The following is a 25,712-nucleotide window of genomic DNA, read 5'->3' on the forward strand; positions in this document are numbered from 1 at the left end:
TCGCACGGGCGCCTGTTCCGACCGTGACCGGCAGGCTGTGGAACGGTCGGCCGGCGCGGAGGGGTGGGGCCGGCGGTCGCTGGGTCGCGCTCTGCCCGCGGGGGCAGATCGCACCAGCGTCCGGCGGCCCGGTCCGGTCGACCTCCTACCAGCCCCGCTCCCGCCACTCACCGAGGTGCGGCCGCTCCGCGCCCAGCGTCGTGTCGTCGCCGTGGCCGGGGTAGACCCAGGTGTCGTCCGGCAGGCGGCCGAACACCTTGCGCTCCAGGTGGTTCATCAGCGACGTGAAGTCCTCCGGCGACGTCGTCCGGCCGGGGCCGCCCGGGAACAGCGAGTCGCCGGTGAACAGGTGCGGGTGCCCACCCGGCTCGCGGTAGAGCAGCGCGATCGCGCCGGGCGTGTGGCCGACCAGGTGGATGACGTCCAGGGTGACGTCGCCGACCGTGACCGTGTCGCCGTCGTCGACCAGGTCGGTGGCGACGACCGGCAGCGACTCGGCGTCGGCCGGGTGGGCGACGAGCCGCGCGCCGGTCTCCTTGGCCACCTCGGCCAGCGCCTGCCAGTGGTCGGCGTGCCGGTGCGTGGTGACGACCGTGGTGAGCTCCGCGTCGCCGAGCAGCCGGAGCAGCGTCCCGGCGTCGTTGGCGGCGTCGATCAGCAGCGCCTCGCCGGTGGCCGTGCTGCGGAGGAAATACGCGTTGTTGTCCATCGGGCCGACCGACACCTTGGTGATCGTCAGCGGACCCGCGTCGCGGGTGGCCGGAGCGCCCTGCGGATCGACGTGGCCGGTGTAGCCGAACTCGATACTCATGCTTTCATCCTGGTGCATCCGTGTTACGGCGGCGGCGGGGGAGTGATCCGCGTCACCACTGCGCTGCGTTCTCTCGAACATGCGGTCGAGTGCGGGCAGAAACTGTCGTACGCCGCCGTTAGATTGGGTGCCGGCTTCGTCTGGGTAATCCGTGCCGGTGAGCGCCGGTCACGGATCGCCGTGACGACACCCGGGGCTGGCGCGTATCCGCCCAGCTCAGCCGTACCGCCGACGAACGGAAGAGAATCACCGTGGCCGACCGGCTCCTCGTGCGTGGAGCACGCGAGCACAACCTGCGGGACGTCAACCTCGACCTTCCCCGGGACGCGCTGATCGTCTTCACCGGTCTGTCCGGGTCGGGCAAGTCGAGCCTCGCGTTCGACACGATCTTCGCCGAGGGCCAGCGTCGTTACGTGGAGTCGCTGTCCGCCTACGCGCGGCAGTTCCTCGGGCAGATGGACAAGCCCGACGTCGACTTCATCGAGGGTCTGTCGCCCGCGGTCTCGATCGACCAGAAGTCCACGAACCGCAACCCGCGGTCGACCGTGGGCACGATCACCGAGGTCTACGACTATCTCCGGCTGCTGTTCGCGCGCGCGGGCGTGCCGCACTGCCCGGTCTGCGACGAGCAGATCAGCAGGCAGACGCCGCAGCAGATCGTCGACCGGGTGCTCGCGATGCCCGAGGGTTCACGCTTCCAGGTGCTGGCGCCGGTGATCCGCGGTCGCAAGGGGGAGTACCTCGACCTGTTCTCCGAGCTCCAGGCGAAGGGGTACGCCCGGGTCCGGGTCGACGGCGTCGTCCAGCCGCTGACCGAGTTCACCGAGGGCGACACCAAGCTGAAGAAGCAGGAGAAGCACACGATCGAAGTGGTGGTCGACCGGCTGGCGGTGAAGGAAAGCGCCCAGCGCCGGCTGACCGACTCGGTGGAGACCGCGCTGGGGCTGGCCGGCGGCATCGTCGTGCTCGACTTCGTCGACCTGCCCGAGGACGACCCGGCGCGGGAGCGGAAGTTCTCCGAGAACTTCGCCTGCCCGAACGACCACCCGCTGGCGATCGAGGACCTCGAGCCGCGCACGTTCTCGTTCAACGCGCCGTACGGCGCCTGCCCGGAGTGCACCGGGATCGGCACCCGCAAGGAGGTCGACCCGGAGCTGATCATCCCCGACCCCGAGCGGACGCTCGGCGAGGGCGCGATCCAGCCGTGGTCGACCGGCCACAACCTGGAGTACTTCCTCCGCCTGCTCTCCGGCCTCGGTGACGCGCTCGGCTTCGACCTGGACACCCCCTGGGAGAAGCTGTCCGCGAAGGCGAAGCGCGCGATCCTGCACGGGCACGACACCCAGGTGCACGTCCAATACACGAACCGGTACGGCCGCAAGCGGTCCTACTACGCGAGCTTCGAGGGTGTGATGCCGTTCCTGGAGCGGCGGCACGCCGAGACCGACTCCGACTGGAGCCGGGAGCGGTACGAGGGCTACATGCGGGACGTGCCGTGCCCGGTCTGCCGCGGCACCCGGCTCAAGCCCGAGGTGCTGGCGGTCCGGCTCTCCGGCCGGAACATCGCCGAGGTCTCCGCGCTGTCGATCGACGAGTGCGCGGCGTTCCTCGGCGACCTGCAGCTGAACGACCGGCAGCGGATGATCGCCGGCCAGGTTCTCAAGGAGATCAACGAGCGGCTGCGCTTCCTGCTCGACGTCGGGCTCGACTACCTCTCGCTCGAGCGGCCGGCCGGGACGCTGTCCGGCGGTGAGGCGCAGCGGATCCGGCTGGCCACCCAGATCGGGTCCGGGCTGGTCGGCGTCCTGTACGTGCTGGACGAGCCGTCGATCGGGCTGCACCAGCGCGACAACCGGCGGCTGATCGAGACGCTGGTGCGGCTGCGCGAGCTCGGCAACACGCTGATCGTCGTCGAGCACGACGAGGACACGATCGCGGCGGCCGACTGGGTGGTCGACATCGGCCCCGGCGCCGGCGAGCACGGTGGCAACATCGTCGTCTCCGGCACCGTGGCCGAGCTGCTGGCCAGCGAGAAGTCGCTGACCGGCGCGTACCTGTCCGGGCGGCAGAACATCCCGGTGCCGGTGGTTCGCCGTCCGGTCGACCCGAAGCGTCGCCTGGTCGTGAAGGGCGCCCGCGAGCACAACCTGCGCGGGCTGGACGTGGCGTTCCCGCTGGGCACGCTCACCGCGGTCACCGGCGTGTCCGGTTCGGGCAAGTCGACGCTGGTCAACGACATCCTTTACACGGTGCTGGCGAACACGCTCAACGGCGCGCGGCTGGTGCCCGGGCGGCACCAGCGGGTGACCGGTCTGGACCTGGTCGACAAGGTCGTCGGCGTGGACCAGTCGCCGATCGGCCGGACGCCGCGCTCGAACCCGGCGACGTACACCGGTGTGTTCGACCGGATCCGGAAGCTGTTCGCCGAGACCACCGAGGCCAAGGTCCGCGGGTACGGGCCGGGCCGGTTCTCGTTCAACGTCAAGGGCGGGCGCTGCGAGGCGTGCACCGGTGACGGCACGATCAAGATCGAGATGAACTTCCTGCCGGACGTCTACGTGCCGTGCGAGGTCTGCAAGGGCGCCCGGTACAACCGGGAGACGCTCGAGGTGCACTACAAGGGCAAGACGATCGCCGAAGTGCTGGAGATGCCGATCGAGGAGGCCGCGGAGTTCTTCGCCGCGATCCCGGCGATCCGGCGGTACCTGGCGACGCTGGTCGACGTCGGGCTCGGGTACGTGCGTCTGGGGCAGCCCGCGCCGACGCTCTCCGGCGGTGAGGCGCAGCGGGTCAAGCTCGCGACCGAGCTGCAGAAGCGGTCGACCGGGCGGACCGTGTACGTGCTCGACGAGCCCACCACCGGGCTGCACTTCGAGGACATCCGCAAGCTGCTCGGTGTGCTGGACCGGCTGGTCGAGCAGGGCAACACGGTGATCGTGATCGAGCACAACCTCGACGTGATCAAGACCGCGGACTGGATCATCGACATGGGTCCGGAAGGTGGCAACAAGGGCGGCACGGTCGTCGCCGAGGGCACGCCCGAGCAGGTCGTCGCGGTCGACGCGAGCCACACCGGCCGGTTCCTCGAGCCGCTGCTGCGCGGCGAGGGCGCGGGTGCCGCGGCGCTGCGCGCCAAAGCCGAACGCACGGTGGCCCAGCGTCCGAAGCGCGCACGCAAGGCCGCCGTAGTCGGCTGAGCCGCCGACCGCCTAACGCGGCCGCGCCCCCTGCGAGCCCGCAGCGGGCGGGGCGTGGGGCGGGCCGCCGCCCTCCGAGCAACGCCGAACGGCCGCCCCACGCGAGCGGGGCGGCCGTTCGTGTGCGTTGATCAGGCGGTAGCGGACGACGCGCGACGGGACGCCTGGTACGACGGGAGGGAGATCATCGGCGGCCTCTCCTCCCACGGAATGTCCCAGGTCACCGGCACGACCTCGCCCTCTACCCGGCTGAACTGGACCAGGTCGTGGCCCTCCGGCCGGGCGGGGCCGATCCGTGCGGTCAACGTCTGAATGATCGTGGCCGACATCCGCCCGAGTGCGGCGGTGTCCTGGTGGCCGTGCCCGCGCTCACCCAGGTCGACCTGGGCCACGGCGTCGATGCCGTGAGCGAGCACCGTGTCGATGAGGATGCCGGTCTCCACCCCGTACCCGGGGGCGAACGGCAGGCGCTCGAGCAGGGAGCGCCGTCCGGCGTACTCCCCGGCCAGCGGCTGGACGACACCGGCCAGCTCCGGCAGGAACGCGTTGAGAAGCGGTCGGGCGGTCAGCTCGGTGACCCGTCCACCACCGACCGGTGAGACCCCGGCCAGCGGCCGGTCGTAGAACGCCTTCACCAACTGGACGCTCGGATCGCTCAGGATCGGGCCGAGCAGCCCGGTGACGTAGTGCGGACGGAAATCGGTGAGATCCGCGTCGACGTAGACGACGATGTCCGCGGTCGTTGCGTGCAGTGAACGCCAGAGCACCTCGCCCTTGCCCGGTCGGCTGGGGAGGTCGGGGACGATGTCGTCGCGGTGGACGACCCGCGCCCCGGAGGCGGCGGCCCGCTCTGCGGTGCGGTCGGTGGACCCGGAGTCGACGACCACGATGTCGTCGACGAGGCGGCTGCGGTCAGCCAGGCTCACGATGCGTTGGACGATCGTGCCGACGGTTTCTTCCTCGTTGAGCGCCGGCAGCACCACAGCGACCGTCGTCGAGCCCTTGCGATCGGCAAGGACCTCGACGGGCCAATCACCTGCGGTGGAGGTCCGGCGGGAGAACCAGGCACGGGTGTCGGCTCTCATCGGCGACCCCTTCCGGTCAGGACCGAGCTGTCGTGGATGGCCAGCTCAGTGTGACGGGTGAGAACAACCACGCTGTCGGACAATGGTTTCTTGTGAGTTTCGTCCTGTGGTCACTCAAGTGACCTACGGTGACCGGTTTGGAAGGGGCAGCGCATCCGGCCCCGAACAGCAGGCCGTCTCTACCCCTTCACTCCTGTTTCCATGCGGCTGAGTGACGACGAAGCGAGGCTCACGCATTTCCATAGTGCGCCATCCTGTGTCGATCAAGCACCGTTTAAGTGATCGAGCTAATGCATAACGGATTTTCTCGACGTTTCTCGGCGCGAAGAAGACGTGGCGAGTGCCACTCGGGGCAGGTGAGACCGGTGCGGCGCCCCCGCGGACCGTGCCGCGACGACCTCGGGCGCGGTCCCCGACGCCACGCGCACCCCCATCCCCCTGCGTGGTGACGCCCGAATACCCGAGGCCGCCCGGATCTACCGTCCGCGACGGGTGCAGTTTGGGCGGGAGAATGGGGCTGTTGAGACCGCGTTTGCACCGTTTACCGGGTCCCGGATTCCTCGTCCGGGGGCCGGTGGCGGCAGAATGAGGGAATGGCACCGCTCCGCCGCATCTTCTACGACACCGAGTTCATCGAGGATGGGCACACCATCGATCTCGTCTCCATCGGAGCGGTCGACGAGGACGGCAACGAGTTCTACGCGGTCTCGACGGAGTTCGACGACAGCCGGGCGATTCCGTGGGTCCGGAAGAACGTCCTCGACAAGTTGCCCGGCCCGGCGTCGCCCGTCTGGAAGTCCCGGGAACGCATCCGTACCGAGCTGCTCGAGTTCCTGACCGCCGGGGTGACGAACCGGGGCTCGGTCGAACTCTGGGCCTGGTACGCCGCGTACGACCACGTGGCGCTCTGCCAGCTGTGGGGGCCGATGCCCGCGCTGGCCCGCCCGATCCCGCGGTTCTCCAAGGACCTGCGGCAACGCTGGGACGACCTCGGCCGCCCCGAACTGCCGCCGGCGGGTGCCGACCAGCACGACGCGCTCGCGGACGCCCGGCACAACCTCGCGCGCTGGCGGGCGATGGAGAAGGTCCGCATCTCCGGCGTGGAAGGTGTCCGCATCGGTTCGGCCTGACGACTACGGTGTGCGTCGAGGCGACTACCGCGTCGGCACGTCAGTCCCCGCAGCACAGGACGCGGCCCCTCCGTCGTCCCCGTGCTACGAAAGGACCGCACCATGCACATCGGCGTGCTCACCGGCGGCGGTGACTGCCCGGGCCTCAACGCCGTCATCCGGGCCATCGTCCGGAAAGGTGTCAGCGTCTACGGCCACGAATTCTCGGGATACCGGAACGGTTGGCGCGGCCCCGTCGAGGGTGACGCGCGGCCGCTGGGAATCGAGCAGGTTCGCGGGATCCTGCCGCGCGGCGGGACGATCCTCGGCTCCTCGCGGACCAACCCGTACAAGGTCGAGGACGGCGTCGAGCGGATCCGCCGGTCGCTGGAGGAGCGGGGCGTCGAGGCCCTGATCGCGATCGGCGGCGAGGACACGCTCGGCGTCGCGAAGAAGCTCACCGAAGAGGGCATCCCGGTCGTCGGGGTGCCGAAGACGATCGACAACGACCTGGGCGCGACCGACTACACGTTCGGCTTCGACACCGCGGTGACGGTCGCGGTCGACGCGATCGACCGGCTGCACACCACCGCCGAGTCGCACCACCGCGCGCTGGTGGTCGAGGTGATGGGGCGGCACGCGGGCTGGATCGCGCTGCACGCGGGCCTGGCCGGGGGCGCGAACGTCATCCTCGTGCCGGAGCTCCCGTTCGACCTCGACGACGTGATCAAGCACGTGGAGAGCCGCTTCGCCACGCAGTACGCGCCGATCCTCGTCGTGGCCGAGGGCGCGATGCCCCAGGAGGGCGCCGAGGTGCTGCAGAGCGGCGAGCTGGACGCGTTCGGGCACGTCCGGCTCGGTGGGATCGGGCAGTGGCTGGCCAGCCGCATCGAAGAGCGAACCGGCAAGGAGTCGCGGGCCGTGGTGCTGGGGCACGTGCAGCGCGGTGGGTCGCCGACGCCGTTCGACCGCGTGCTGGCCACCCGTTTCGGCCTGCACGCGATCGACGCGGCGCACGAGCGGGACTGGGGCCAGATGGTGGCGCTGCGCGGCACCGACATCGTCCGCGTCCCGATCGAGGAGGCGACCCGGGAGCTGAAGACCGTGCCGCTGGCCCGCTACGCCGAGGCCGAAGTGTTCTTCGGCTAAGCGCTGGTCAGTCCTTGTCCTTCGACAGGTCGAGGGCCAAGTTGAGGACGAAGCTCACGATCCAGACGACGATCGCGCCCCAGAAACCGGCCCAGAAACCGTCGACCTCGAAGCTCAGCCCGAACTGCTCGGCGAACCAGCCGACGAGCAGGAACAGGAGCGCGTTCACGACGAGCCCGAACAACCCGAGCGTCAACACGTAGATCCCGCAGCCGATCAACTTCACGATCGGCTTCACGATCGTGTTGACCAGACCGAAGATCGCCGCGACGACGAGCAGCGTGCCGACCTTGGCCGGCCAGGTCGCCTCGGTGACGTCGATGCCGTCGACGACGTATGTCGACGCCAGCAGCGCCACCGCGTTGACGAGCACCGTCAGGATGAGGTTCACGTCCCGATCCTGGCAGACCGGGTCGAGTGTTCCGGCCGACTCGGTCACACCAGCCCCAGGCGTTTCGCGGGAGGCCCCGGGATCAGTCGACCAGGTCGATCAAGTCCGGCGCCGCCGGGTAGTTGACCTCGAGCACGCCGAAGTCCACGCCGGTCGGCGTCCGACCCTCGGCGCGGTCGATCACGTCCTCGTCGAGCCGGTACGCGAGGCACGGGATCCCGGCCGCGCCGGCCAGCCGCACCAGCTCCCGCAGCGTCCATGCCAGGTCAGGCAGGTCCACGACGCGTCGCCCGGCGGCGTCCACCAGCGCGACCCGGTCGACGTCGCCGACCAGCCGCCGCAGCGCAGCCTCGGTGTCCGCGTCGAACGTCGGCTCGTCGCTCTCGGGCTTCAGCCCCGCGGCGACGATCACCACCATCGACGCCACCGGGCCGCCCGGCGCGTCCGGATCCGGCGTCGAGAGGCCGCGGCCGCCCACGAGCAGCGTCCGCTGCCGTCCCGCCTCGTCGATGATCTCGATCCGGCGCGGATCGGCGCGCACGGTCAGCTCCGGCTCGGAGATCCACTCCGCGTACTCCGCAGGCGAGTCGAAGTCCTCCGGGTCCATCGAGTCGTCGAGCACCACCAGCGTCACCGGCTCGTCCACCTGGGGGCGGAGCAGCACCGGGGCCGGTAGTGCCGGGAAACGCTCCGGCGTCCGGGTCTTCTGCGCCTGCACCTCGTCCCGCTGCGCCAGCCGCTGGTACCGCTCCAGCACCGGACGCTCCCGCTGCTGCGCCCGCGAGGCGATCAGCAGCCAGGCCGTCGCCGGCATCAGCCACCCGAGCGTGAGGCACAGGATCCCGCCGACGCCCCCGACCACGACGAGCGTGTCGACGTCGGTACGCACGAACCCGACCAGGAGCCCGAGGCACCCGAGAGCCAGCGTCACCGCCTGTAACCAGTCGCCGACGACCCGAGCGGCCTCCGACCGGGTGCTCCACCCGCCGAACGACGCCAGCGGCCACGACGTCAGCCCTCCGAGCGCGATCAGGGCCAGCGCGCCGAACGCGACGTAAATGGTCCACTCGTCGTTGGTCACCGCCCAGCCGGCGAAGGCGGCGGCCGAGACCAGCGCGAGCACGACCCGTGCCACGCGCACCACCCGGCGGATCGGCCGGCGACCGGCGATCGCGACCCGTAAGTCGGTGTCCGAGCGCCCGGACGGCAGCGCTGCCGTACCGATCGAGTCGGGGAGAGCTTCTAACATCTGTGCGGACCTTCCGATAACAGGCGTGTGACGCATCACCCCGATCCCACGGAGCGGGTGGGGACCGCACCCTTCCGGGGCGGCCAACTACTCTGGGGGCGTGATGGACACCGTCGTCGACGACCTGGATATCTGGCGCTCTCTGCCCGCCGCACAGCAACCGACCTGGCCGAATCCCGACACGCTCGCGGAGGTCGGCCGCACGTTGTCGACCGTTCCGCCGATCGTCGCGCCGTACGAGGTCGACGCTCTGCGCGAGCGGCTGGCCGAGGTGGCGCACGGCCGGGCGTTCGTGCTCCGCGGCGGTGACTGCGCCGAGACGTTCGACGACAACACCGAGCCCCACCTGCGCGCGCTCACCCGGGTGCTGCTGCAGATGGCGGTCGTCCTGACGTACGGCGCCTCGATGCCGGTCGTCAAGATCGGGCGGGTCGCCGGGCAGTACGCGAAGCCGCGATCGTCGGACATCGACTCGCTCGGCCTGCCGTCGTACCGCGGTGACATGGTCAACGCGTTCACGCCCGACCCCGAGCTGCGCATCCCCGACCCGAACCGGATGATCCGCGCCTACGCGAACGCGGCCGCCGCGATGAACATGATGCGGGCGTTCAGCCGCCGCGGCGGCATGGCCGACCTGCACGCGGTCCACGACTGGAACAAGGAGTTCGTGAAGAACTCCCCGGCCGGAGAGCGCTACGAGGCGATCGCGGCCGAGATCGACCGCGCGCTGAAGTTCATGCAGGCCTGCGGCGTGGACGACGTAGCGCTGCGCACCACCGACCTGTACGCGTCCCACGAGGCGCTGATCCTGGACTACGAGCGGCCGCTGACCCGGCGCGACGAGCGCGGCATCGCGTACGACCTGTCCGGGCACATGATCTGGATCGGCGAGCGCACCCGGCAGCTGGACGGCGCCCACCTGGACTTCGTCTCCCGCATCGCGAACCCGATCGGCGTCAAGCTCGGCCCCACGACGACGCCGGACTTCGTGATCGAGCTCGCCGAGCGCCTCGACCCGGACCGCATCCCCGGTCGGCTCACGCTGATCTCCCGGATGGGCAACCACAAGGTCCGGGACGCGCTGCCGCCGATCGTGGAGAAGCTCCGCGCGACCGGGCACCTGGTCGTCTGGGAGTGCGACCCGATGCACGGCAACACGCACGAGGCGTCCACCGGGTACAAGACGCGGCACTTCGACCGCATCGTCGACGAGGTGCTCGGCTTCTTCGAGGTGCACCGCGCGCTCGGCACTCACCCGGGCGGCATTCACGTGGAGCTGACCGGCGAGGACGTCACCGAGTGCCTCGGTGGGGCGCAGGACATCCTCGACGCGGACCTCGCCGACCGGTACGAGACCGCGTGCGACCCGCGGCTGAACAGCCAGCAATCGCTGGAGCTGGCGTTCCTGATCGCGGAGATGCTGCGCGGGTGAAACCGGTAGACCTCCGCTCGGACACCGTCACCCGTCCCACGGACGGGATGCGGAAGGCGATCGCCGAAGCCGAGGTCGGCGACGACGTCTACGGCGAGGACCCGACGGTCAACGCGCTCGAGGCCGAGGTCGCCGCACTGTTCGGCCACGAGGCGGCGCTGTTCGTGCCGTCCGGCACGATGGCCAACCAGCTCGCGCTCTCGGTGCTGCTCGGGCCGGGGGACGAACTGCTCTGCGACGCCGACGCGCACGTCGTCACGTACGAGGGCGGCGCGGCGGCGGCGATCGGCGGGGTCAGCACCCGCACAGTCGTCGGCACGTCGCCCGGTGCGCTGGACGTCGACGCCTGGCTCGCTCAGGTACGGCGTCCGGGGTACCACGCGCTGCCGACGAGCGCGGTCGCGGTCGAGAACACCCACAACCGGGGTGGCGGCTCCGTGTTGCCCTACGACGACCTGGTGCGGTTGCGGGCCGGCGCCCCGGCGCTGCACTGCGACGGGGCGCGGATCTGGAACGCGTCGGTGGCGTCCGGGGTGACGTTCGCCGAGTACGGCCTGCTGTTCGACACGCTCTCGGTCTGCCTGTCCAAGGGGCTGGGTGCGCCGGTGGGCTCGCTGGTGATCTCCACCGCGGAGCGGATCGAGCGGGCCCGGCGCCGCCGACAGCAGCTCGGCGGCGGGATGCGGCAGGCGGGCGTCCTCGCGGCGGCCGGCCGGTACGCGCTCGCGCACCACGTCGAGCGGCTGGCCGACGACCACGCGCGGGCGTCCCGGCTCGCGGCAGCGCTGGCCGAGTTCGGCGTGGTGGATCCGGCAGGCGTGTGGACGAACCTGGTGCTGCTCACGGTGCCCGATCCGCACGCGTTCGTGCGGGCGGCGGCCGAGCAGGGCGTCCTGGTGGGCGTTTTCGGTCCGCGCACGGTCCGGGTGATGACCCACCTCGACGTGGACGACGACGGCCTCGAGCGGGCGATCACCGTACTGTCGGCCGTACTGCGCGGCTGAACTAGCTCAAATTCCCGGGTGGGACCCTCCGAACGGTCCCTTTCCTCGCGCGGTGGGACACAGCAACGATGTGTCATGCGCACCTTACGCCGGGTGGTAGGTGACCAGTCGCTCATCCTGACGTGGGCCGGTGGCACGACGCTGGTGCTGCTGTTCGCCGCGTGGTTGCTCGGACGCTTCTCGCCGATCATCGTCGCGGTTCTGATCGGCGTCGTCGTCGGTGTTCTGCTGCTGACGATCCGGGACCTCGCCGCGGCCGAGGAGGCGGCAGCCGACGCTCTGGCCGGCTCCACCGAGCGCCTCGACCGCACCACCGCCGACCTGCGTGAGCTTCGCGCTCGCCTGAGCACGGTCGAGACGTCCCAGCGGGACCTGGATCAGCTGGGGGACCGGCTGAGCCGCTTGGAGAGCGTGCTGGCGCTGCTGACCCGCTGGCCCCGCGACCCGATCGCGGACCCGGTGACGAGCAGCGTGTTCCTCCGACCGGCCGGCGCAGTGGCCGCGCGGAACGGCCTGGCGGGCGCGCGGGACGCCGGGGCCGGTCTCCAGGGGCTCCAGCGGCGGCGCGCTGCCCAGGACCAGGCACGCAAACGCGTCGCGCGGTGGCGGACGCAGCTCGCTTCCGGCCCGGACCGGCTCGGCGTCTACGCCGACGTGTTCTGGCTGCCGCGTTGTACGACCGTGCGCGGTCATCCGATGCTGTTCGTCCGGCGGACGCGAATGGAGGCGCCACCGTGGCCACCGGTGACCGAGTCCGGCCGCCCGGTCCGGGAGGACTTCGTCGCGGCGATGGAGGAGCGTTTCACGGACTCGCGGTCCCGGCGGGAGGTGGCGTTCTGGAGTTCGCCGGTCGGCGACGACCTGAGCACGCTCGTCGCCCGGCTGGCCGCCGACCACGACCGCTGGCAGGACCTGGTCGACGGACTCCCGGCGGTCGTCCGGGAGTCCGACGGCGACCGGCTCGGTCCGGCCACCGTTGCCGAGATCGGGGCGCTCGCCGCCGACGGGGAGCCGGTGCGGATCGCCCGGTACGCGGGGCTGATCGCCGGTGCGCGGACCGCCGAGCCCGCGTTCCGGCACGCGTACGTGGTCTGGACCGACGGTGACCCGGTGGCGGCGCTGGTCGCGGACACCGTCGTCCGTGCGCTGGACGGGCTGGCCGCCGAGCGCGGTGGCGCCGCCGTCGGGCCGGACGTCCTGGTGGGCACGGACGCCGCCGGGATGACCCGGTGGCACGGCGTGGACGGCCTGCGTGCGGACGCGCGATCGGTGCTCGACCAGCGGCGCGACCGCGAGGCGAGCGGCGGACGCCGAGCCCACCGGGTGCGACACCGGGCCTGAGCCGCAAAACCGCCGCGACCGGCCGCGGCGGCCGCGCCCAGGGGGCCGCGCGCAGGCGGCGCTCAGGCCGCTAGGGGAGCGGCGACCGGGGCGAGGTTCCCGTCGGACTGGCGGGCGCACTTCGCGGCGCGGTCCCCGCGTGCCACGAACGCGCTCAGGCACCGTGCGAACTGTGCGTGCCCGCGAGCGTTCGGGTGCGCGGACTGCTGCAGCACGTTCATCCCCAGCCCGTGCCGGATGGCGGCCAGGTCCACGGTGACGCCGCGCGACCACTCCTGGAAGCGGCTGATCCCGCGCGCACACGCCTCCCGGCCGCGCAGCGCCGGTGCCAGGTCGAGGAACCGGACGCCCTCGTCGGCGGCGATCCGGGCGAACGCGGCGGAGAACTGCGCGGCGACCCAGTTCTTCGCCCAGTTGCCGTCGTCGTCCCTCACCGGGCAGCCGAACAAGCCGCGGGCCGCCGTGCCGTACCGGATGTCGCCGGTGACCGGGGACGCGTACGACTGCAGGACCAGCGTGTAGTCGTCGCTGCGGTAGCCGGCCTCCCGCAGCACGCTCCGGATGTCACGGACGTCTTGAGAGATCCGGGGGACCGCGGCGGCCAGCCGCTGCCGGATGCGCGGCGCCCAGGTGTCCTGGCAGCGGTCGGCGAGCCGGAGGTAGGCCAGGATGCAGTCGTAGGCCAGGTTCGCGTATCCGACGTCGTTCACGCCGACCGTCAGCACGATGAGCCGGACGTCGTACCGGCGCGCCACCGTCCGCAGCTGCTCGGCCTGCGGCGCCTCGCCGTAGCGCGGGTTACCGCCGAGCCGGACGTTCGCGGTGGTGGCTCCGGCGCAGGCCAGGTTCACCCGGGCCGGGTCGGCGACGCCGGGCAGCGTCGTCTGCTGGAGGGCAGCCGCCCGGGAGCGGTGGCAGAAGTTGCCGCGGCGGTCGGTGGCGGGCAGGTAGCGCCCGGCGCCCTCGCCGGCGACGAGGCTGTCGCCCATGCCGACGATCGCCGGGCGACGTGCGGCCGCGTCGGCGGGGTTGGTGAACAGTAGCCCGCTCAGGACCAGTGCCACTGCGGTGAGGACGCGCCAGGCAGCCATCCGAACTCCCCAACCCGATCGACGAGTGGTTTGATGATCCCACAGTGATCGCGTCGATACGGGTGGTTAACGTGCCGAGGCCCGTGCCGGCGGTGGTGCCGGCACGGGCCTCGGACGATCAGCTAGCTCAGTCCGATTCCGGGTGCTTTGTCAACCGGGACAGGTATAGCGGCTCGCCGAGCTTCTCGATCAGGTCGAGTTGAGTCTCGAGGTAGTCGATGTGGCTTTCCTCGTCCTTGAGGATGTCCTCGAAGATGTTCGCCGACGTGACGTCGCCGACCGACCGCATGTGGGCGATGCCCTCGCGGAGCCGAGTCACGGCCTCCTGCTCGATCAGCATGTCGCACCGGAACATCTCCGGCACGGTCTCGCCGATCCGCAGCGCCAGCAGCTTCTGGTAGTTCGGAAGCCCTTCCAGGAAGAGGATCCGATCGGTGAGCACCTCGGCGTGGCGCATCTCGTCGATCGACTCGTGCTTGGTGTGCGAAGCAAGAGTCGTGTAGCCCCAGTTCTCCTGCATCTTCGCGTGCAAGAAGTACTGGTTGATCGCGGTCAGCTCGGCGGTGAGCTGCTCATTGAGGAACTCGATGGTCCTCGCGTCGCCTTGCATGCCGGAGATCCTCCGTTCGGGTGTGGAGGCCTCACCCTAACTCCGCTCCGGCGTATTTTCCTGTTGTAGGGCACGACTCGCCGGTCGCAGACGTGTTCGTGTCTGCGACCGGTCGGTACTGACCTTGCAGGTCAGGACGCTCGAGCCAGGGGCGCCTCACTGTCGCGAAGTAATCCACAGATTCGTTCGACGCAGGAACCGCAACCGGTGCCCGCGCCGCATGCCTCGCCGACGTCGAACTCGTCCTGTGCGCCGGCGTGGATCACCGACCTGATCTCGGCCTCGCGAACTCGCGCGCAGATGCAGACGTACACGAGCTCACCCCCGGATGGTCGGTCAGGCTGTTGGTTAGCCTTGGCTCAGTAAGGCTTACCTATCCTTCTCCGGGATGCAAGTGGTTGCCGGGATTCGCTCCCGACCCTGGGCATGTTGCGGTCTTAATGTCCGATATTTTTTGGGTCCGGAAACGGCCGAGGCGCCGCCGTAAGGCGACGCCTCGGATCAGCCTCCGCGCTGGTCAGGGTGCGGGCGTGAGGGTCTTGCCGAGGGCGGGCGGGAGCGTACGCACCGCGGTCTCCAACTCGTCGAGGTCCGCACCGTGCAGGGCCTGCGGCCCGTCGCACTTGGCGACCTCCGGGTGCGGGTGGACGTCGATGAGCAGCCCGTCGGCGCCCACGCCGATCGCCGCTCGCGCCAGCGGCACGACCAGCTCCCGGCGGCCGGCCGCGTGGGACGGGTCGATCAGGACCGGCAGGTGGGAGAGCTGGTGCACCATCGGCACGGCCGAGACGTCCAGCATGTTCCGGATCGCGGACTCGAACGACCGCACTCCACGCTCGCACAGCACGATGTCGAGGTTGCCGCGCTGGGCGATGTACTCGGCGGCCATCAGCCACTCCTCGTACGTCGCGGTGAGACCGCGCTTGAGCAGCACCGGCTTGCCCACCGCGCCGACCGCCTGCAGCAGCGCGAAGTTCTGCATGTTCCGGGTGCCGACCTGCAGCATGTCGGCGTACTCGGCGACCACGTCGACGTCCGCCGGGTCGACGATCTCGGTCACCACCGGCAGACCGGTCTCGGTCCGGACGTCGGCCAGGATCTTCAGGCCGTCGACGCCGAGGCCCTGGAACGCGTACGGCGACGTCCGGGGCTTGTAGGCGCCGCCGCGGAGCAGGGCGGCGCCCGCCCTCCGCGCCATCAGCGCGGCTTCCAGCGTCTGTTCCGGGGTCTCCACCGCACACGGACCGGCGATCAGCGTCACGCTGTCCGGACCGATCGGGACGCCCCGGACGTGAACGGTGGACGTTCGTAGATGGTTCTCGTGGCTCACGAGTTTGTACGGAGAGGTGATGCGGACCACCTCGGCGACGCCGGGTAGTCCCTCCACCTCCAACGCGGCCAGGACCGATTCGCCGGCGACCACGCCGACGATCGTGCGGGTGACGCCGCGCGAGACGAACGCGGAACCGCCTGCCTCCTCGACCGTCGAGACGACGGTGCGGAGTGCGCTGTCCGCGGCGTCAGGGCTCATCACGATGACCATGCGAAGTTCTCCTCTAAAACGACGAGCCCCGGGCCTGGGGCCCGGGGCTGTCGGAAGGATTCCTGCGGCGTGCGCTTCTAGTACAGCGCGACTGGCCGCCGGGGGACGCCCGGGCGGTCGCCATACCAAAAGAAACGCTGCTGCATGATTCGAAGCCTAGCCGATCACATGCGTACTGGGCTGTCGGGTGTCCGTCACCCCGCGGCGAGGCGACGGAGGAGCGTGATGTCGGCGGCGTGGCCGGCACCGTCGTCCTCCGACGGCGTCTCCACGACGATCGGGACACCCGCCGCGGCCGGGTGCGTGAACAGCGCGGCGAAGCCGTCGACGCCGATCGTCCCCTCGCCCAGCGTGGTGTGCCGGTCCCGCAACGAGCCGGCCGGGTCGCGGGAGTCGTTCGCGTGCACCAGCGCCAGCCGACCCGGTCCCACGGTGTCGACGAGCGTGTCGAGCGTCTTCGTCAGGCCGCCGGGTTCGGCCAGGTCGTGTCCGGCCGCGTGCGCGTGGCAGGTGTCCAGACACACGCGCAGCCGCGGATGGGCGTCCACCGCCGCGAAGTACTCGGCGAGGTCCTCCACCCGGGACGCGAGCGCGAACCCGCCGCCCGCGGTCGGCTCGACCAGCAGGTCCGGATCCTCCGGGGTGAGTTCGTCGAGCAGCGGCAGCAGGTGCTCGCGCAGCTGTCCGTAGGCCGCGGCCCGGCGCTCGGTGGCCAGCGACGACCCGGCGTGGAACACCACCCCGCGCGCGCCGATCGCCCGGCCCCGCGCCACCGCATGGCGCAGCGACGCGACCGACTTCTCCACCGTCGCCTCGACGTTCGAGCCGAGGTTCACCAGGAACGTGGCGTGGATGAACACCGCGATGCCGCGCTCCGCCGCCCAGGCCGCGAACCGCTCGTCCTGCGCGGGCACGCCGGCCGCCAGGGCCCACCCGCGCGGGTTGGAGACGAACACCTGCACGGTGGTCGCCCCGATCCGCTCCGCGTAGGGGATCGCGCGCTTCGCGAGCCCTCCGGAGGCCGGGACGTGAGCCCCGAGAACGGGCTGGTTGAGAGGCAGCGGAGACACGATCGGCCAGGCTACCCGGTGATGATGCTGACCTCGGTGCCTGCAGCCACGAGCGTGCCGGCCGGTGGGTACTGGAAGATCACCCGCGCGTCGTCATCGTCCCCACCGCCCCGCCGGGACACCTTCAGCCCGGCTTCGCGGAGCTCGTCGCGGGCGTCGTCGAACTCCTCGCCGGTGACGTCGGGGATCTCCACCTGCGACTGGCCCTGTGCGACCTTCAGCACGATTTTCTGGGAGCTGGAGACCTGGCCCGGACTCGGCGTCTGGTTGGTCACCAGACCCGCCTGCTCCGGGTCGGTGACCGTATCGTCGATCTGGATGTCGTACGCCAGGTCGAGTTCCTCGAGCGTCTGTTCCGCCTCCTCGCGGGACTTGCCCTTGAGGTCGGGCAGCGTGATGCCCTTGCCCTTGCTGAGGATGATCGTGACCGTCGATCCGCGCTCGACCTTGGTGCCGAGCGCAGGAGACGTCGAGATCAGCTTGTTCGCGTCGATGTCCTCGCTGAACTCGAAGTCGGGCGTGGTCTTGAACCCAACCTTCTTCAGGGCTTCCTCGACGTCACCCTTGCTCTTACCGCGGAGGCTCTTCGGGATCTCGACGACGTCGGGGCCCTTGGAGATCGTCACGGTGACCGTGCCGCCCTTGCGGATCCGCCCGTCCGGCTTCGGTGACTGCTTGAACACCCGGCCGGCGAGCGCGGTCTTGTCGAACTCCTGGCGGATCTCGATCTTCAGGCCGGCCGCCTGCGCGCGTGCGGTCGCGTCGGCCGAGTTGAGCTCGTAGAACTGCGGTGTCGACGTGTAGCGGCCGATCCCGAGATACCAGCCGGTGCTGGCTGCGACGAGCGCGAGCACCAGCCCGACGGCGATGATCGCGAGCTTGCGCTGCTGTGGGTTCAGCCGTCCCAGCGGACCGGGGAGCGCGGCCGCGTGGCCACCGCCGCCCGGACGGTGCGGTGGCGGCATCCCGCCGGGCATCATCGCGGTGCCCCGCGGGTCACCGGCCCTGGGGACGACCTGGGTGTGCTGACCAGGCGCGGTCGGCACCGGCACCGCGGCGGACGCGGTGACGGTGTTCGTCGGCGGGCCGCTCTGCGGGCTCAGGCCGGCGAGGATGCCGGTGCCCGAGACGCTGCGGGTGCCGCGTCCGTCGATCTCGTCGCGCACCGCACGCAGTTCCTCGAGGAACGCGCCGGCGTCGGCCGGGCGGGCGTTCGGGTCGCGGCGGGTCGCGCGCATCGTCAGCTCGTCGAGTGCGGGCGGTACTAGCGGAGCCCGGGACGACGGCGCGGGCACGTCCGCGTGGACGTGCTGGAACGCGATGTTCACCGAGGAATCGCCGCCGTACGGCACCGACCCGGTAAGCATCTCGAACAGCATGATGCCCGCTGAGTACACGTCGCTGCGCGTGCTGGCCTGGCCGTACGTGATCTGCTCCGGCGAGACGTAGGCCACTGTGCCCATCACCACACCGCGGGTCGACGTGGGCCCGACGGACGCGACCGCGCGCGCCAGCCCGAAGTCGGCGACCTTGACCGCGCGGCCGTCCGCGCCGATCAGGACGTTCTCCGGCTTCACGTCGCGGTGGACCATGCCGTGCCGGTGGGCCGCGGCGAGCGCGTCGAGCACCGGGTCGAGGATCGCCAGCGCGTCGGCGGCGGGGAGCCGCCCGCGCGCGGCCAGGACCTCGCGGAGCGTCCGGCCCTGAACCTGCTCCATCACCAGGAACGCCAGGCCCTCGTGTACGCCCTGGTCGTACACGGCGACGACGTGCGGGTGGCTCAGCGCCGCCGCCGAGCGCGCCTCCTGGATGAACCGATGGACGAACGACGGGTCGGCGGCGTACCCGGGGTGCATGATCTTGACCGCGACGGTCCGTTCCAGACGCTCGTCGACGGCGTCGTACACGGTCGCCATGCCGCCGCGCGCGATCCGCCCCCGAATTCGGTAGCGGCCTTCGAGCACGGTACCCACCAAGGGGTCGGCCAGCGTCCTGTCCACGGGCATCAGTGTACGGAGAGACTGTCAACGAGACAGCCGACCTGCCATGCCGGTGGCCAGTTCCCCATCTCTGGCGTCAGATGGCGGCCTTTGGTCATGATATGACCGCGGAGCTTCATGCCGAGCACACGCATCCGGACGACAAATGGTTCGCCGGGGGACCGCAACCGTCACCGAACTGAGATCTCGTGGGATCGTGGGTGCGTGGAACCGAGTAACGACACGGTCGGCCCCGACGCTTGGCTCACGGTCCCCGAGGCCGCCGAGCGGCTGGACGTCCGGGTGACCAAGGTGCATCAGATGGTGAAGAGCAACACGCTGCTGGCGGTCCGGCGCGACGGGGTCTGGAAACTGCCCGCGGATCTGGTGCCCGACCTGCGATCGGCGGCCGGGACCAAGTCCAACCTGGCCAGGCACCTCGGCGGTGTGCTGATGCTGTTGCACGACGCCGGCTACTCCGCGGAGGACTCCGTGCGCTGGCTGTATACGCCGGACCCGACGCTGCCCGAGGGCACCGCCGCGGCGGCGCTGCGGGAGCGGCCGACCGAGATCAAGCGCCGCGCGCAAGCGTTGGGCTTCTGACGACGTGCGCCATCTGAGCTACCTGGCCGTGCTGGCGTTCTGTCTGCTGGGCTCCGGCTGGCTCGAGGTGGTGCTCCGGGTGCGGGTCTACCGGCGGTGGCGGCGGCTGCTCCTGGCGCTGGCGCCGACCGTGCTGGTGTTCGTCGTCTGGGACCTGGCGGCGATCGCCGCCGGTCACTGGACGTTCGACGCCGAGCAGATGACCGGGATCCGGTTCGGTTCGCTGCCGCTGGAAGAGCTGCTGTTCTTCGTCGTGGTGCCGATCGCGGCGATCCTCGCGTTCGAGGCGGTACGGACGGTCACGCGCTGGAAGGCTGGCGACGAGTGACGTACACCCAAGCAGCGGTACTGGGCGTCGTCGTCGCGCTCGTCGTCGACCTGTTCGTCTGGCGCACCCGGCTGATCACTCGTCGGGTGTGGTGGGTTTCCTACGCGATCGTGATGTTTTTCCAGTTACTGACCAACGGGTTCCTCACCGGACGGCGGATCGTGCAGTACGACCCGGACGCGATCCTCGGCGACGGCGGCCCGCAGCTGTTCGGCGACGGCCGGATCGTCTACGCGCCGGTCGAAGACCTGCTGTTCGGGTTCGCGCTGGTGCTGTTCGCGGTCTCCACCTGGGTCAGGCTGGGACGCCGCTCCGGCGGGCGCGCACGGCCCGAACCAGCGCAGGAACCGCGACCGCGGCCCGGCGGACGTCGCTGACCGCGACCCGGCGGTCGAGCACCTGGTAATCCGCGCGCTCGACCGCGTCCAGGATGCCGCCGTACAGCCGGAATGCGGTTTTCATGCACTCCTGGCTCGCCGGGTGCAGCAGCCGGAAGCCCGGCCACGCGGACCGGTAGACCTCCCGGCAGCGAGCCACCTCGAACGCCAGCAGCCGCCGGACCGGTCCATCGACGACGCCGCGGGCCAGGTGCTCCCGGTCCACGCCGAACAGCGCCAGGTCCTCCATCGGCAGGTACACGCGGCCGCGCCGGAGGTCCTCACCCACGTCCCGGATGAAGTTCGCGAGCTGGAACGCCACCCCGAGGTCGTGCGCATACGGTTCGACCACCGCGCGCGGCACGCCGGGGTGTTCCAAGATCGGCACCATCTGCAGGCCGATCACCGCCGCCGAGCCGTAGACGTAGGTCATCAGGTCGTCGTAGGTGGCGTACTCGGTAACGGTCAGGTCCATCCGCATCGACGTCAGGAACGCGTCGATGTAGGCGGTGTTGATGTCCCAGCGCGCGACGGTGTCGACCAACGCGCGGGTGATCGGGTGATCGGAGGCGCCCCGTTCCAGGTCGGCGCGCACCGAGGCCGCGAACGCGTCGAGCTCCGCCGCCTTCTCCGCGTCCGAGCACGTCGATGCGAGGTCGTCGACGATCTCGTCGGCGTACCGGGCGAAGCCGTAGAGCGCCTGCACGTACGGCCGCTTCGCCGGCGGCAGCAGCAGCGTCGCGAGGTGATACGTCTTGCCGTGCTCGGCGAGCAGCGCGCGGCAGGCCGCGTAGGAGGCACGCAAGGCCGGGTCGGTGATCCCGGCGGCGTCCAGTTCGCGAGCGCTCATGTCAGGGATCCCTTCCGGAGCCGGTGGACGCCGTACCCGATCGCGAGCACGGTGCCCAGGAGGACGACGATCGTGCCCGGTACGACCGTGGCGCGGGCCAGGTTGTAGCCGTCCGGCAGGATCAAGAAGCACAGCGCGCCGGACGCCACGGCGTAGGCGGTCGTCCATTTCTGGCCTGCGGCGACCAGGGGTACCGCCGGCCAGAGCAGGTACCACGGGTGGAACGCCTCACCGAGCACGCCGACCAGCAGCAGGGCCGCCGCGCAGGCCGCCAGCACCCGCTGTCCGTACGGCCACGCGTCCGGCGTCGTCGTTGCTGGTTTTCGGACGCGCCACCAGAGCACGACGAGCAGCACCACCGCGACCGCGGACCCGACCAGGCGCGCGGCCTCCAGCACCGCGTCGTCGCGGTCGGTGAACCACCCGGCCGCCAGGCCCCAGGCAGTCGGAATCGACGTCCACTGGACGCTGATCCCACCGGTCACCGACAACGCGTGGATGAACCCGGGGCCGACGCCCGCGACCAGGCACGAAGCAGCCAGCGCCAACAGCGCGGCCCCGACCGCGACGGCGCCGGTCTGCACCAGCCGCAGCCAGCGGCGCCACTCGGTTGCGGCAGGCAGACCCGCGGCGACCAGGACGACGACGAACGGCAGCGCGACGATCGCGGAGAGCTTCGTGGCGGCGGCCAGCCCGGCCAGCGCGCCCGCACCCGCCCCGACGGCCAGCACGCGGGAGGCCGGGCCGACGGCTCGGGCCGCGACGAGCAGCGCGGCGGCGAGCAGCGGCAGCATCAGGGCCTCGTTGTGACCGGCGGAGACCAGCTGGGTGAGCAGCAGCGGGTTGGCGATCACCAGCCACTGCGCACCGGCGGCCGGGACGCCGTACGCGGCGGCCAGCCGGGGGACGAGCAGCGCGAGCGCGACGACGCCGAGCACGGCCAGAGCGCGCAGCGCGAGGACGGCGACGATGAGGTTGCCGTCCGCGGCCTCGGCGATCCGGCTGCTGAAGAACAGGAACAGCGGCCCGTACGGCGCCGGGGTGTCCGCCCACGTCGGCGAGATCGACGTCAGCCAATCGACGCCAGGCCCGTCGGTGAGGGCCGACGGGCCGACCTCGTACGGGTCGAGCCCCTGGGCCAGCACCAGGCCCTGCGTGGCGTAGATGTAGATGTCGCGGCTGAACATCGGTGGGGCCAGCGCGAGTGGAACGGCCCACAGCGCGGCCGTCCTGGTGACCCAGGACACGTTCCGCGCGGTCCGCGTCCGCCACCAGGCGAGCACCAGCAAGCCGATCCCGACCATGGCCAGCGTGACGCAGACCGGAACACCGGCGCCGTGCCGCAGGACGCGCAACACCGGAGCGTCGGACAGCGGATCGGGACGCGGCAGCACGCCGGCGCCGAGACCACCGACCGCGATCAGCACCGACCCGGCGAAGCCGACCCATCGTTCTCGAGCGAACCGGTCGTGTGCTGCGGGGAGGTCGGTGGTGGTGGCTGACGGCACTGACACGGCCATCATGCTCGCATGGGGCCGGTGATGCGCTCGGCGGCGAGCCTGCCGGAGACCAGGACCATCGGCACCCCGACGCCCGGCTGCGTGCCGGACCCGGTGAACACGACGTTCGCCAGCCCCGGTGCCAGGTTCGACGGCCGGAACGGACCGGTCTGGCCGAACGTGTGCGCGGCCGCGAACGGGGCGCCCATCGCCAGCCCGGAGGCCTGCCAGTCGGCGGGCGTGACCATCCGCTCGACCTCGATGCCGTCCCCGAACCCCACGTAGCCGCGCTGCTCCAGGACCGCGATGATCTCGTCCCGGTAGCGCGGTCCGATCACCGACCAGTCGATCGGCGCACCGGCGTGCGGCGTCGGCGCGAGCACGTAGTACGTCTGCTTGTCCGCCGGGGCCAGCGCCGGGTCGCTCAGCGTCGGGTTGCACACCAGGATCGAGGGGTCGCTCATCAGCTCCTGGCGGTCGATCAGCTCGGTGAACGTCCGCTTCCACGCGCGTCCGAAGTGGATGTTGTGGTGCGCGGTCTTGGTGTACGCGGCGGACGAACCGATGTGCAGCAGGAAGCAGGACGGGGAGTAGCGCAGGTACTTCAACCGCCGCGGAGCGGCGGACGGCGGCAACAGGTCGCGGTAGGCGACCGGCAGGTCCGGGTTGAGGACGACGACGTCCGCCGCGATCCGGTCCCCGTCACTCGTCCGGACGCCGACCGCGCGGCCGTTCCTCGTCTCGACCTGGGTGACCGTGGTTCCGTAGCGGATCTGCGCGCCGTGCTTCTCGGCGGCGCCGGCCAGCGCGGTCGGCACCGCGTGGATGCCGCCGCGGGGAAAGAACACGCCGGCAACCGAGTCCATGTACGCGATCACCGCGTAGATCGCGAGTGCCTGGAACGGGGAGACGCCCGCGTACATCGCCTGGAAGCTGAAGACGCGCTGGGTCCGCGGATCCTTGAGGTACTGGCCGACCTTCGGCGCGAGCCGCCGGAACCCACCCAGCGCGAGCAGGCGCGCCAGTCCGGGCCCGAGCAGGTCGAGCGGCGAGTCGAGGTTCCGGTCGATGAAGTCATCCATCTCCAGGCGGTAGAGCTCGGAGACGAACCCGACGAACTTGCGGTACCCGTCGGCCTCCTTCGGACCGCAGACGGCCGCGATCTCCGCGGCCATCCGCTCGGTGTCCGGGTGGACGTCCAGCGTCGAGCCGTCCGGGTAGAACGCCCGGTACAGCGGGCTGACCGGGTCCAGCGTCAGCCAGTCGTCCATCCGCTCGCCGACCGCGCCGAACGCGTCCGCGATCAGGTTCGGCATGGTCAGCACCGTCGGCCCGGTGTCGAACTGGTAGCCATCAACGGTCAGCCGGCCGGCGCGTCCGCCCGGGACGGGTTCGCGTTCGACGATCGTCACCTGCCTGCCCGCGCCGAGCAGACGGAGCGCGCAGGAGAGACCGGCGAGGCCTGCTCCGACGACGACGACGTGATCGCTTGGCCCGGTTGTCGTGCGCACGTCAGAACCGTAGGGCACCGCGGGCGACACGGCATTTCGAGGCCTTACCGGCGATCGCTGCCCAGCGTGAACGGGTTGGTGCCGGTCGCGGCGAGCAGGTACCAGGCCGTCGTGCCGACGTGCCGGTACGGGTAGTAGCCGGTGTCGCCGACGCCGCTGTGCAGCGCGCTGGACGCGGCGATGAGGCCCTCGCCGTCCGGCAGTGGCTTGGACCCGGCCGTCTCCCGTGTGCCCAGCCGGCTCTGCACCTCGGCCAGCGTGTTCAGCCGGGCGTGCGCGGCCTCCAGGTCACCGACACGAGCCCGGACGAGCAGCGCGGCCGCCAGCTGCGCGGTGCCCTCCAGCCAGACCGCGTCCGGGTCCGGCCGGTGCAGGCCCGGCTCGATCGGTACGTCCGGGTCGACCAGGCGGCTGCGGTCGGAGAACGTCACCCCGGTCACCGTGACGCCGACCGGCAGCGCGCTGTGGTCCCGCTCGGCGGTGTCGGTGACCGTGAGCTCGTTCACCACGTAGTCCAGCGCGGTCTCCTGGGCCGGGCGGGCGCTGTCGTGCAGGGCGAGGACGGTGGTGACCTGCGCTGTCGTGGTGACCGGGAACCGCGCGACGACGATGCCGTCGTCCGAGCCGCACGCGTAGAACCCGCCGTCCTCCTGCCACATCCGGTGGACGAACGCGGCCGCCTTGGTGCGGCGCTCCACCCAGATCTCGTCACCGGTCAGCGTCGCGAGCTGGCCGAAGAACGCCGCGAGCACCGCGTTCTGCGCGGTGTCCGTGCGGGTCAGCGTGGTTCCGGCCCGGTTGATGCCCGCCCGGTAGCCGCCGAGCGCCTGGTTCGTGCCGCAGGTCGCGGCCACCCAGTTGCCCAGCTTGGTGGCCGCGGTGAGGAACGCCGGGTGGAGGCCGCGCCGGGCCAGCGCGACCAACGCGAGCCCGGCCCAGGCCTGGTCGCCGGTCAGGCTGGCGCTGTGGTCGAAGACGTTCCCGGCATTCACCATGCCGTCGGGCTGCACGAACCCGTTGGGCTGGACCACGCCGTTCCGCTCGTACGGGCCGACCGTGTACGACTGGCGCAGCCGTCCGTCCCGGTAGCCGGGGTCGTGTTCCTGGGCGAACCGGAGCGACTCGCCGATGACCCGGGCCCGCTCGACCGAGGCGGGGGAGCCCTCGGCCAGGTACGCCAGCGCGGCGAGGGCCGCGTCGTACGTGTAGGCCGTGCCGTACAGGCCGACCTGGTCGGCGTACGACTGGGGGAGCCGGAGCATCCCGTAGGCGGGGTAGTGGACGTCCATCGCCGCGTTCAAGAACCGGTATCCCGCCCGGAGCGCCGGGTGGTGGACGATGCTCGCCGCGGGGGCCGCAGGTGCCGCCGCGGCCGGTGCTGTGGTCAGCAGCCCGGCGCCGACCAGGCCGGCTCCTCCGACCAGCATCCCCCGCCGCGTGATCGCCCGGGATGCCACCGCTGTCTCGCCCTGACCTGCCACCG

At 71.1% G+C, this 25,712-nt stretch carries 23 protein-coding genes; 9 read left to right on the plus strand and 14 right to left on the minus strand.

The annotated features are described in order from the left end of the window. Positions 1-145: 145 nt before the first annotated feature. The gene (locus BUB75_RS02495) at positions 146-811 is read right to left on the minus strand and encodes an MBL fold metallo-hydrolase (RefSeq protein ID WP_073250984.1); all 666 of its coding nucleotides are present in this window, start codon (positions 809-811) and stop codon (positions 146-148) included. Between the two features lie 251 nt (positions 812-1,062). Between BUB75_RS02495 and uvrA the strand changes: the two genes are divergently transcribed. Continuing rightward, the gene (gene uvrA / locus BUB75_RS02500; RefSeq protein ID WP_073250986.1) at positions 1,063-4,008 is read left to right on the plus strand and encodes an excinuclease ABC subunit UvrA; all 2,946 of its coding nucleotides are present in this window, start codon (positions 1,063-1,065) and stop codon (positions 4,006-4,008) included. 131 nt (positions 4,009-4,139) lie between these two features. Here uvrA and BUB75_RS02505 read toward each other — a convergent pair whose 3' ends face one another. Further along, on the minus strand, positions 4,140-5,093 hold the full coding sequence (locus BUB75_RS02505) for a glucosyl-3-phosphoglycerate synthase (RefSeq protein ID WP_073250988.1): 954 nt from the start codon (positions 5,091-5,093) through the stop codon (positions 4,140-4,142). Positions 5,094-5,686: 593 nt separating this feature from the next. Here BUB75_RS02505 and BUB75_RS02510 point away from each other — a divergent pair. Continuing rightward, positions 5,687-6,223, plus strand: coding sequence for a polyadenylate-specific 3'-exoribonuclease AS (locus tag BUB75_RS02510; protein ID WP_073250990.1), 537 nt, complete (start codon positions 5,687-5,689; stop codon positions 6,221-6,223). A 102-nt stretch (positions 6,224-6,325) separates the two neighbouring features. After that, complete coding sequence (locus BUB75_RS02515) at positions 6,326-7,351, plus strand: 6-phosphofructokinase (RefSeq protein ID WP_073250992.1); 1,026 nt, start codon at positions 6,326-6,328, stop codon at positions 7,349-7,351. Between the two features lie 7 nt (positions 7,352-7,358). On the opposite strand, the gene BUB75_RS02520 is transcribed toward BUB75_RS02515, so the two are convergent. Together BUB75_RS02520 and BUB75_RS02525 are read right to left on the minus strand one after the other, a co-directional pair. Further along, a complete protein-coding gene (locus BUB75_RS02520; protein ID WP_073252636.1) occupies positions 7,359-7,742 on the minus strand; it encodes a phage holin family protein in 384 nt (127 codons plus the stop codon). An 82-nt stretch (positions 7,743-7,824) separates the two neighbouring features. After that, entirely contained in the window at positions 7,825-8,991 is a 1,167-nt protein-coding gene (locus tag BUB75_RS02525; protein ID WP_073250994.1) for a hypothetical protein, read from the minus strand. Positions 8,992-9,094: 103 nt separating this feature from the next. On the opposite strand from BUB75_RS02525, the gene BUB75_RS02530 reads away from it, so the two are divergent. The 3 genes from BUB75_RS02530 (at position 9,095) to BUB75_RS02540 (ending at position 12,768) form a co-directional block, all read left to right on the plus strand. Next, entirely contained in the window at positions 9,095-10,423 is a 1,329-nt protein-coding gene (locus tag BUB75_RS02530) for a class II 3-deoxy-7-phosphoheptulonate synthase (RefSeq protein WP_073252638.1), read from the plus strand. Positions 10,424-10,470: 47 nt separating this feature from the next. Beyond that, entirely contained in the window at positions 10,471-11,427 is a 957-nt protein-coding gene (locus tag BUB75_RS02535; protein WP_084740295.1) for a GntG family PLP-dependent aldolase, read from the plus strand. A gap of 75 nt (positions 11,428-11,502) precedes the next feature. After that, positions 11,503-12,768 (plus strand): hypothetical protein, encoded by a 1,266-nt coding sequence (locus BUB75_RS02540; RefSeq protein ID WP_073250999.1) that lies wholly within the window; start codon positions 11,503-11,505, stop codon positions 12,766-12,768. A gap of 62 nt (positions 12,769-12,830) precedes the next feature. On the opposite strand, the gene BUB75_RS02545 is transcribed toward BUB75_RS02540, so the two are convergent. The 6 genes from BUB75_RS02545 to pknB all read right to left on the minus strand — a co-directional run bounded on the left by BUB75_RS02545 (position 12,831) and on the right by pknB (position 19,082). Further along, positions 12,831-13,859 (minus strand): GDSL-type esterase/lipase family protein, encoded by a 1,029-nt coding sequence (locus BUB75_RS02545; RefSeq protein ID WP_073251001.1) that lies wholly within the window; start codon positions 13,857-13,859, stop codon positions 12,831-12,833. 127 nt (positions 13,860-13,986) lie between these two features. After that, positions 13,987-14,469, minus strand: a complete 483-nt coding sequence (gene bfr / locus BUB75_RS02550) for a bacterioferritin (RefSeq protein ID WP_073251003.1) — start codon at positions 14,467-14,469, stop codon at positions 13,987-13,989. A gap of 131 nt (positions 14,470-14,600) precedes the next feature. Continuing rightward, a complete protein-coding gene (locus BUB75_RS48400; protein WP_073251005.1) occupies positions 14,601-14,783 on the minus strand; it encodes a (2Fe-2S)-binding protein in 183 nt (60 codons plus the stop codon). 203 nt (positions 14,784-14,986) lie between these two features. Continuing rightward, on the minus strand, positions 14,987-16,012 hold the full coding sequence (gene aroF, locus BUB75_RS02560) for a 3-deoxy-7-phosphoheptulonate synthase (protein ID WP_073251007.1): 1,026 nt from the start codon (positions 16,010-16,012) through the stop codon (positions 14,987-14,989). 194 nt (positions 16,013-16,206) lie between these two features. Further along, positions 16,207-17,082, minus strand: a complete 876-nt coding sequence (locus BUB75_RS02565; protein WP_218617245.1) for a deoxyribonuclease IV — start codon at positions 17,080-17,082, stop codon at positions 16,207-16,209. 11 nt (positions 17,083-17,093) lie between these two features. Then, a complete protein-coding gene (pknB, locus tag BUB75_RS02570) occupies positions 17,094-19,082 on the minus strand; it encodes a Stk1 family PASTA domain-containing Ser/Thr kinase (RefSeq protein ID WP_073252642.1) in 1,989 nt (662 codons plus the stop codon). A gap of 204 nt (positions 19,083-19,286) precedes the next feature. On the opposite strand from pknB, the gene BUB75_RS02575 reads away from it, so the two are divergent. Genes BUB75_RS02575 through BUB75_RS02585 form a run of 3 tightly spaced genes read left to right on the plus strand, consistent with a single transcriptional unit; the run spans position 19,287 to position 20,369 of the window. After that, positions 19,287-19,664 carry an Rv2175c family DNA-binding protein gene (locus BUB75_RS02575; RefSeq protein ID WP_218617246.1) on the plus strand — a complete coding sequence of 126 codons (378 nt, stop codon included), beginning with the start codon at positions 19,287-19,289 and terminating at the stop codon, positions 19,662-19,664. Between the two features lie 4 nt (positions 19,665-19,668). Beyond that, entirely contained in the window at positions 19,669-19,992 is a 324-nt protein-coding gene (locus BUB75_RS02580; protein ID WP_073251009.1) for a lycopene cyclase domain-containing protein, read from the plus strand. Next, positions 19,989-20,369: a lycopene cyclase domain-containing protein gene (locus BUB75_RS02585; RefSeq protein ID WP_073251011.1), complete on the plus strand. Its 381-nt coding sequence runs from the start codon at positions 19,989-19,991 to the stop codon at positions 20,367-20,369. Before BUB75_RS02580 ends, BUB75_RS02585 begins: the two co-directional genes overlap by 4 nt. Here the strand turns inward: BUB75_RS02585 and BUB75_RS02590 are convergent. The 4 genes from BUB75_RS02590 to BUB75_RS02605 are packed head-to-tail and all read right to left on the minus strand — an operon-like array spanning position 20,287 to position 25,686. Then, complete coding sequence (locus tag BUB75_RS02590; protein WP_073251013.1) at positions 20,287-21,219, minus strand: phytoene/squalene synthase family protein; 933 nt, start codon at positions 21,217-21,219, stop codon at positions 20,287-20,289. The two genes, BUB75_RS02585 and BUB75_RS02590, sit on opposite strands and share 83 nt — an antisense overlap. Further along, a complete protein-coding gene (gene mptB, locus BUB75_RS02595) occupies positions 21,216-22,733 on the minus strand; it encodes a polyprenol phosphomannose-dependent alpha 1,6 mannosyltransferase MptB (protein ID WP_143174994.1) in 1,518 nt (505 codons plus the stop codon). Before mptB ends, BUB75_RS02590 begins: the two co-directional genes overlap by 4 nt. Before the next feature lie 5 nt (positions 22,734-22,738). After that, positions 22,739-24,229, minus strand: a complete 1,491-nt coding sequence (gene crtI / locus BUB75_RS02600; protein WP_084740296.1) for a phytoene desaturase family protein — start codon at positions 24,227-24,229, stop codon at positions 22,739-22,741. A gap of 44 nt (positions 24,230-24,273) precedes the next feature. Then, on the minus strand, positions 24,274-25,686 hold the full coding sequence (locus BUB75_RS02605) for a Tat pathway signal sequence domain protein (RefSeq protein WP_143174995.1): 1,413 nt from the start codon (positions 25,684-25,686) through the stop codon (positions 24,274-24,276). Between the last annotated feature and the right edge of the window lie 26 nt (positions 25,687-25,712).

The organism is Cryptosporangium aurantiacum (assembly GCF_900143005.1).
GTDB classification, from domain to species: Bacteria; Actinomycetota; Actinomycetes; order Mycobacteriales; family Cryptosporangiaceae; genus Cryptosporangium; species Cryptosporangium aurantiacum.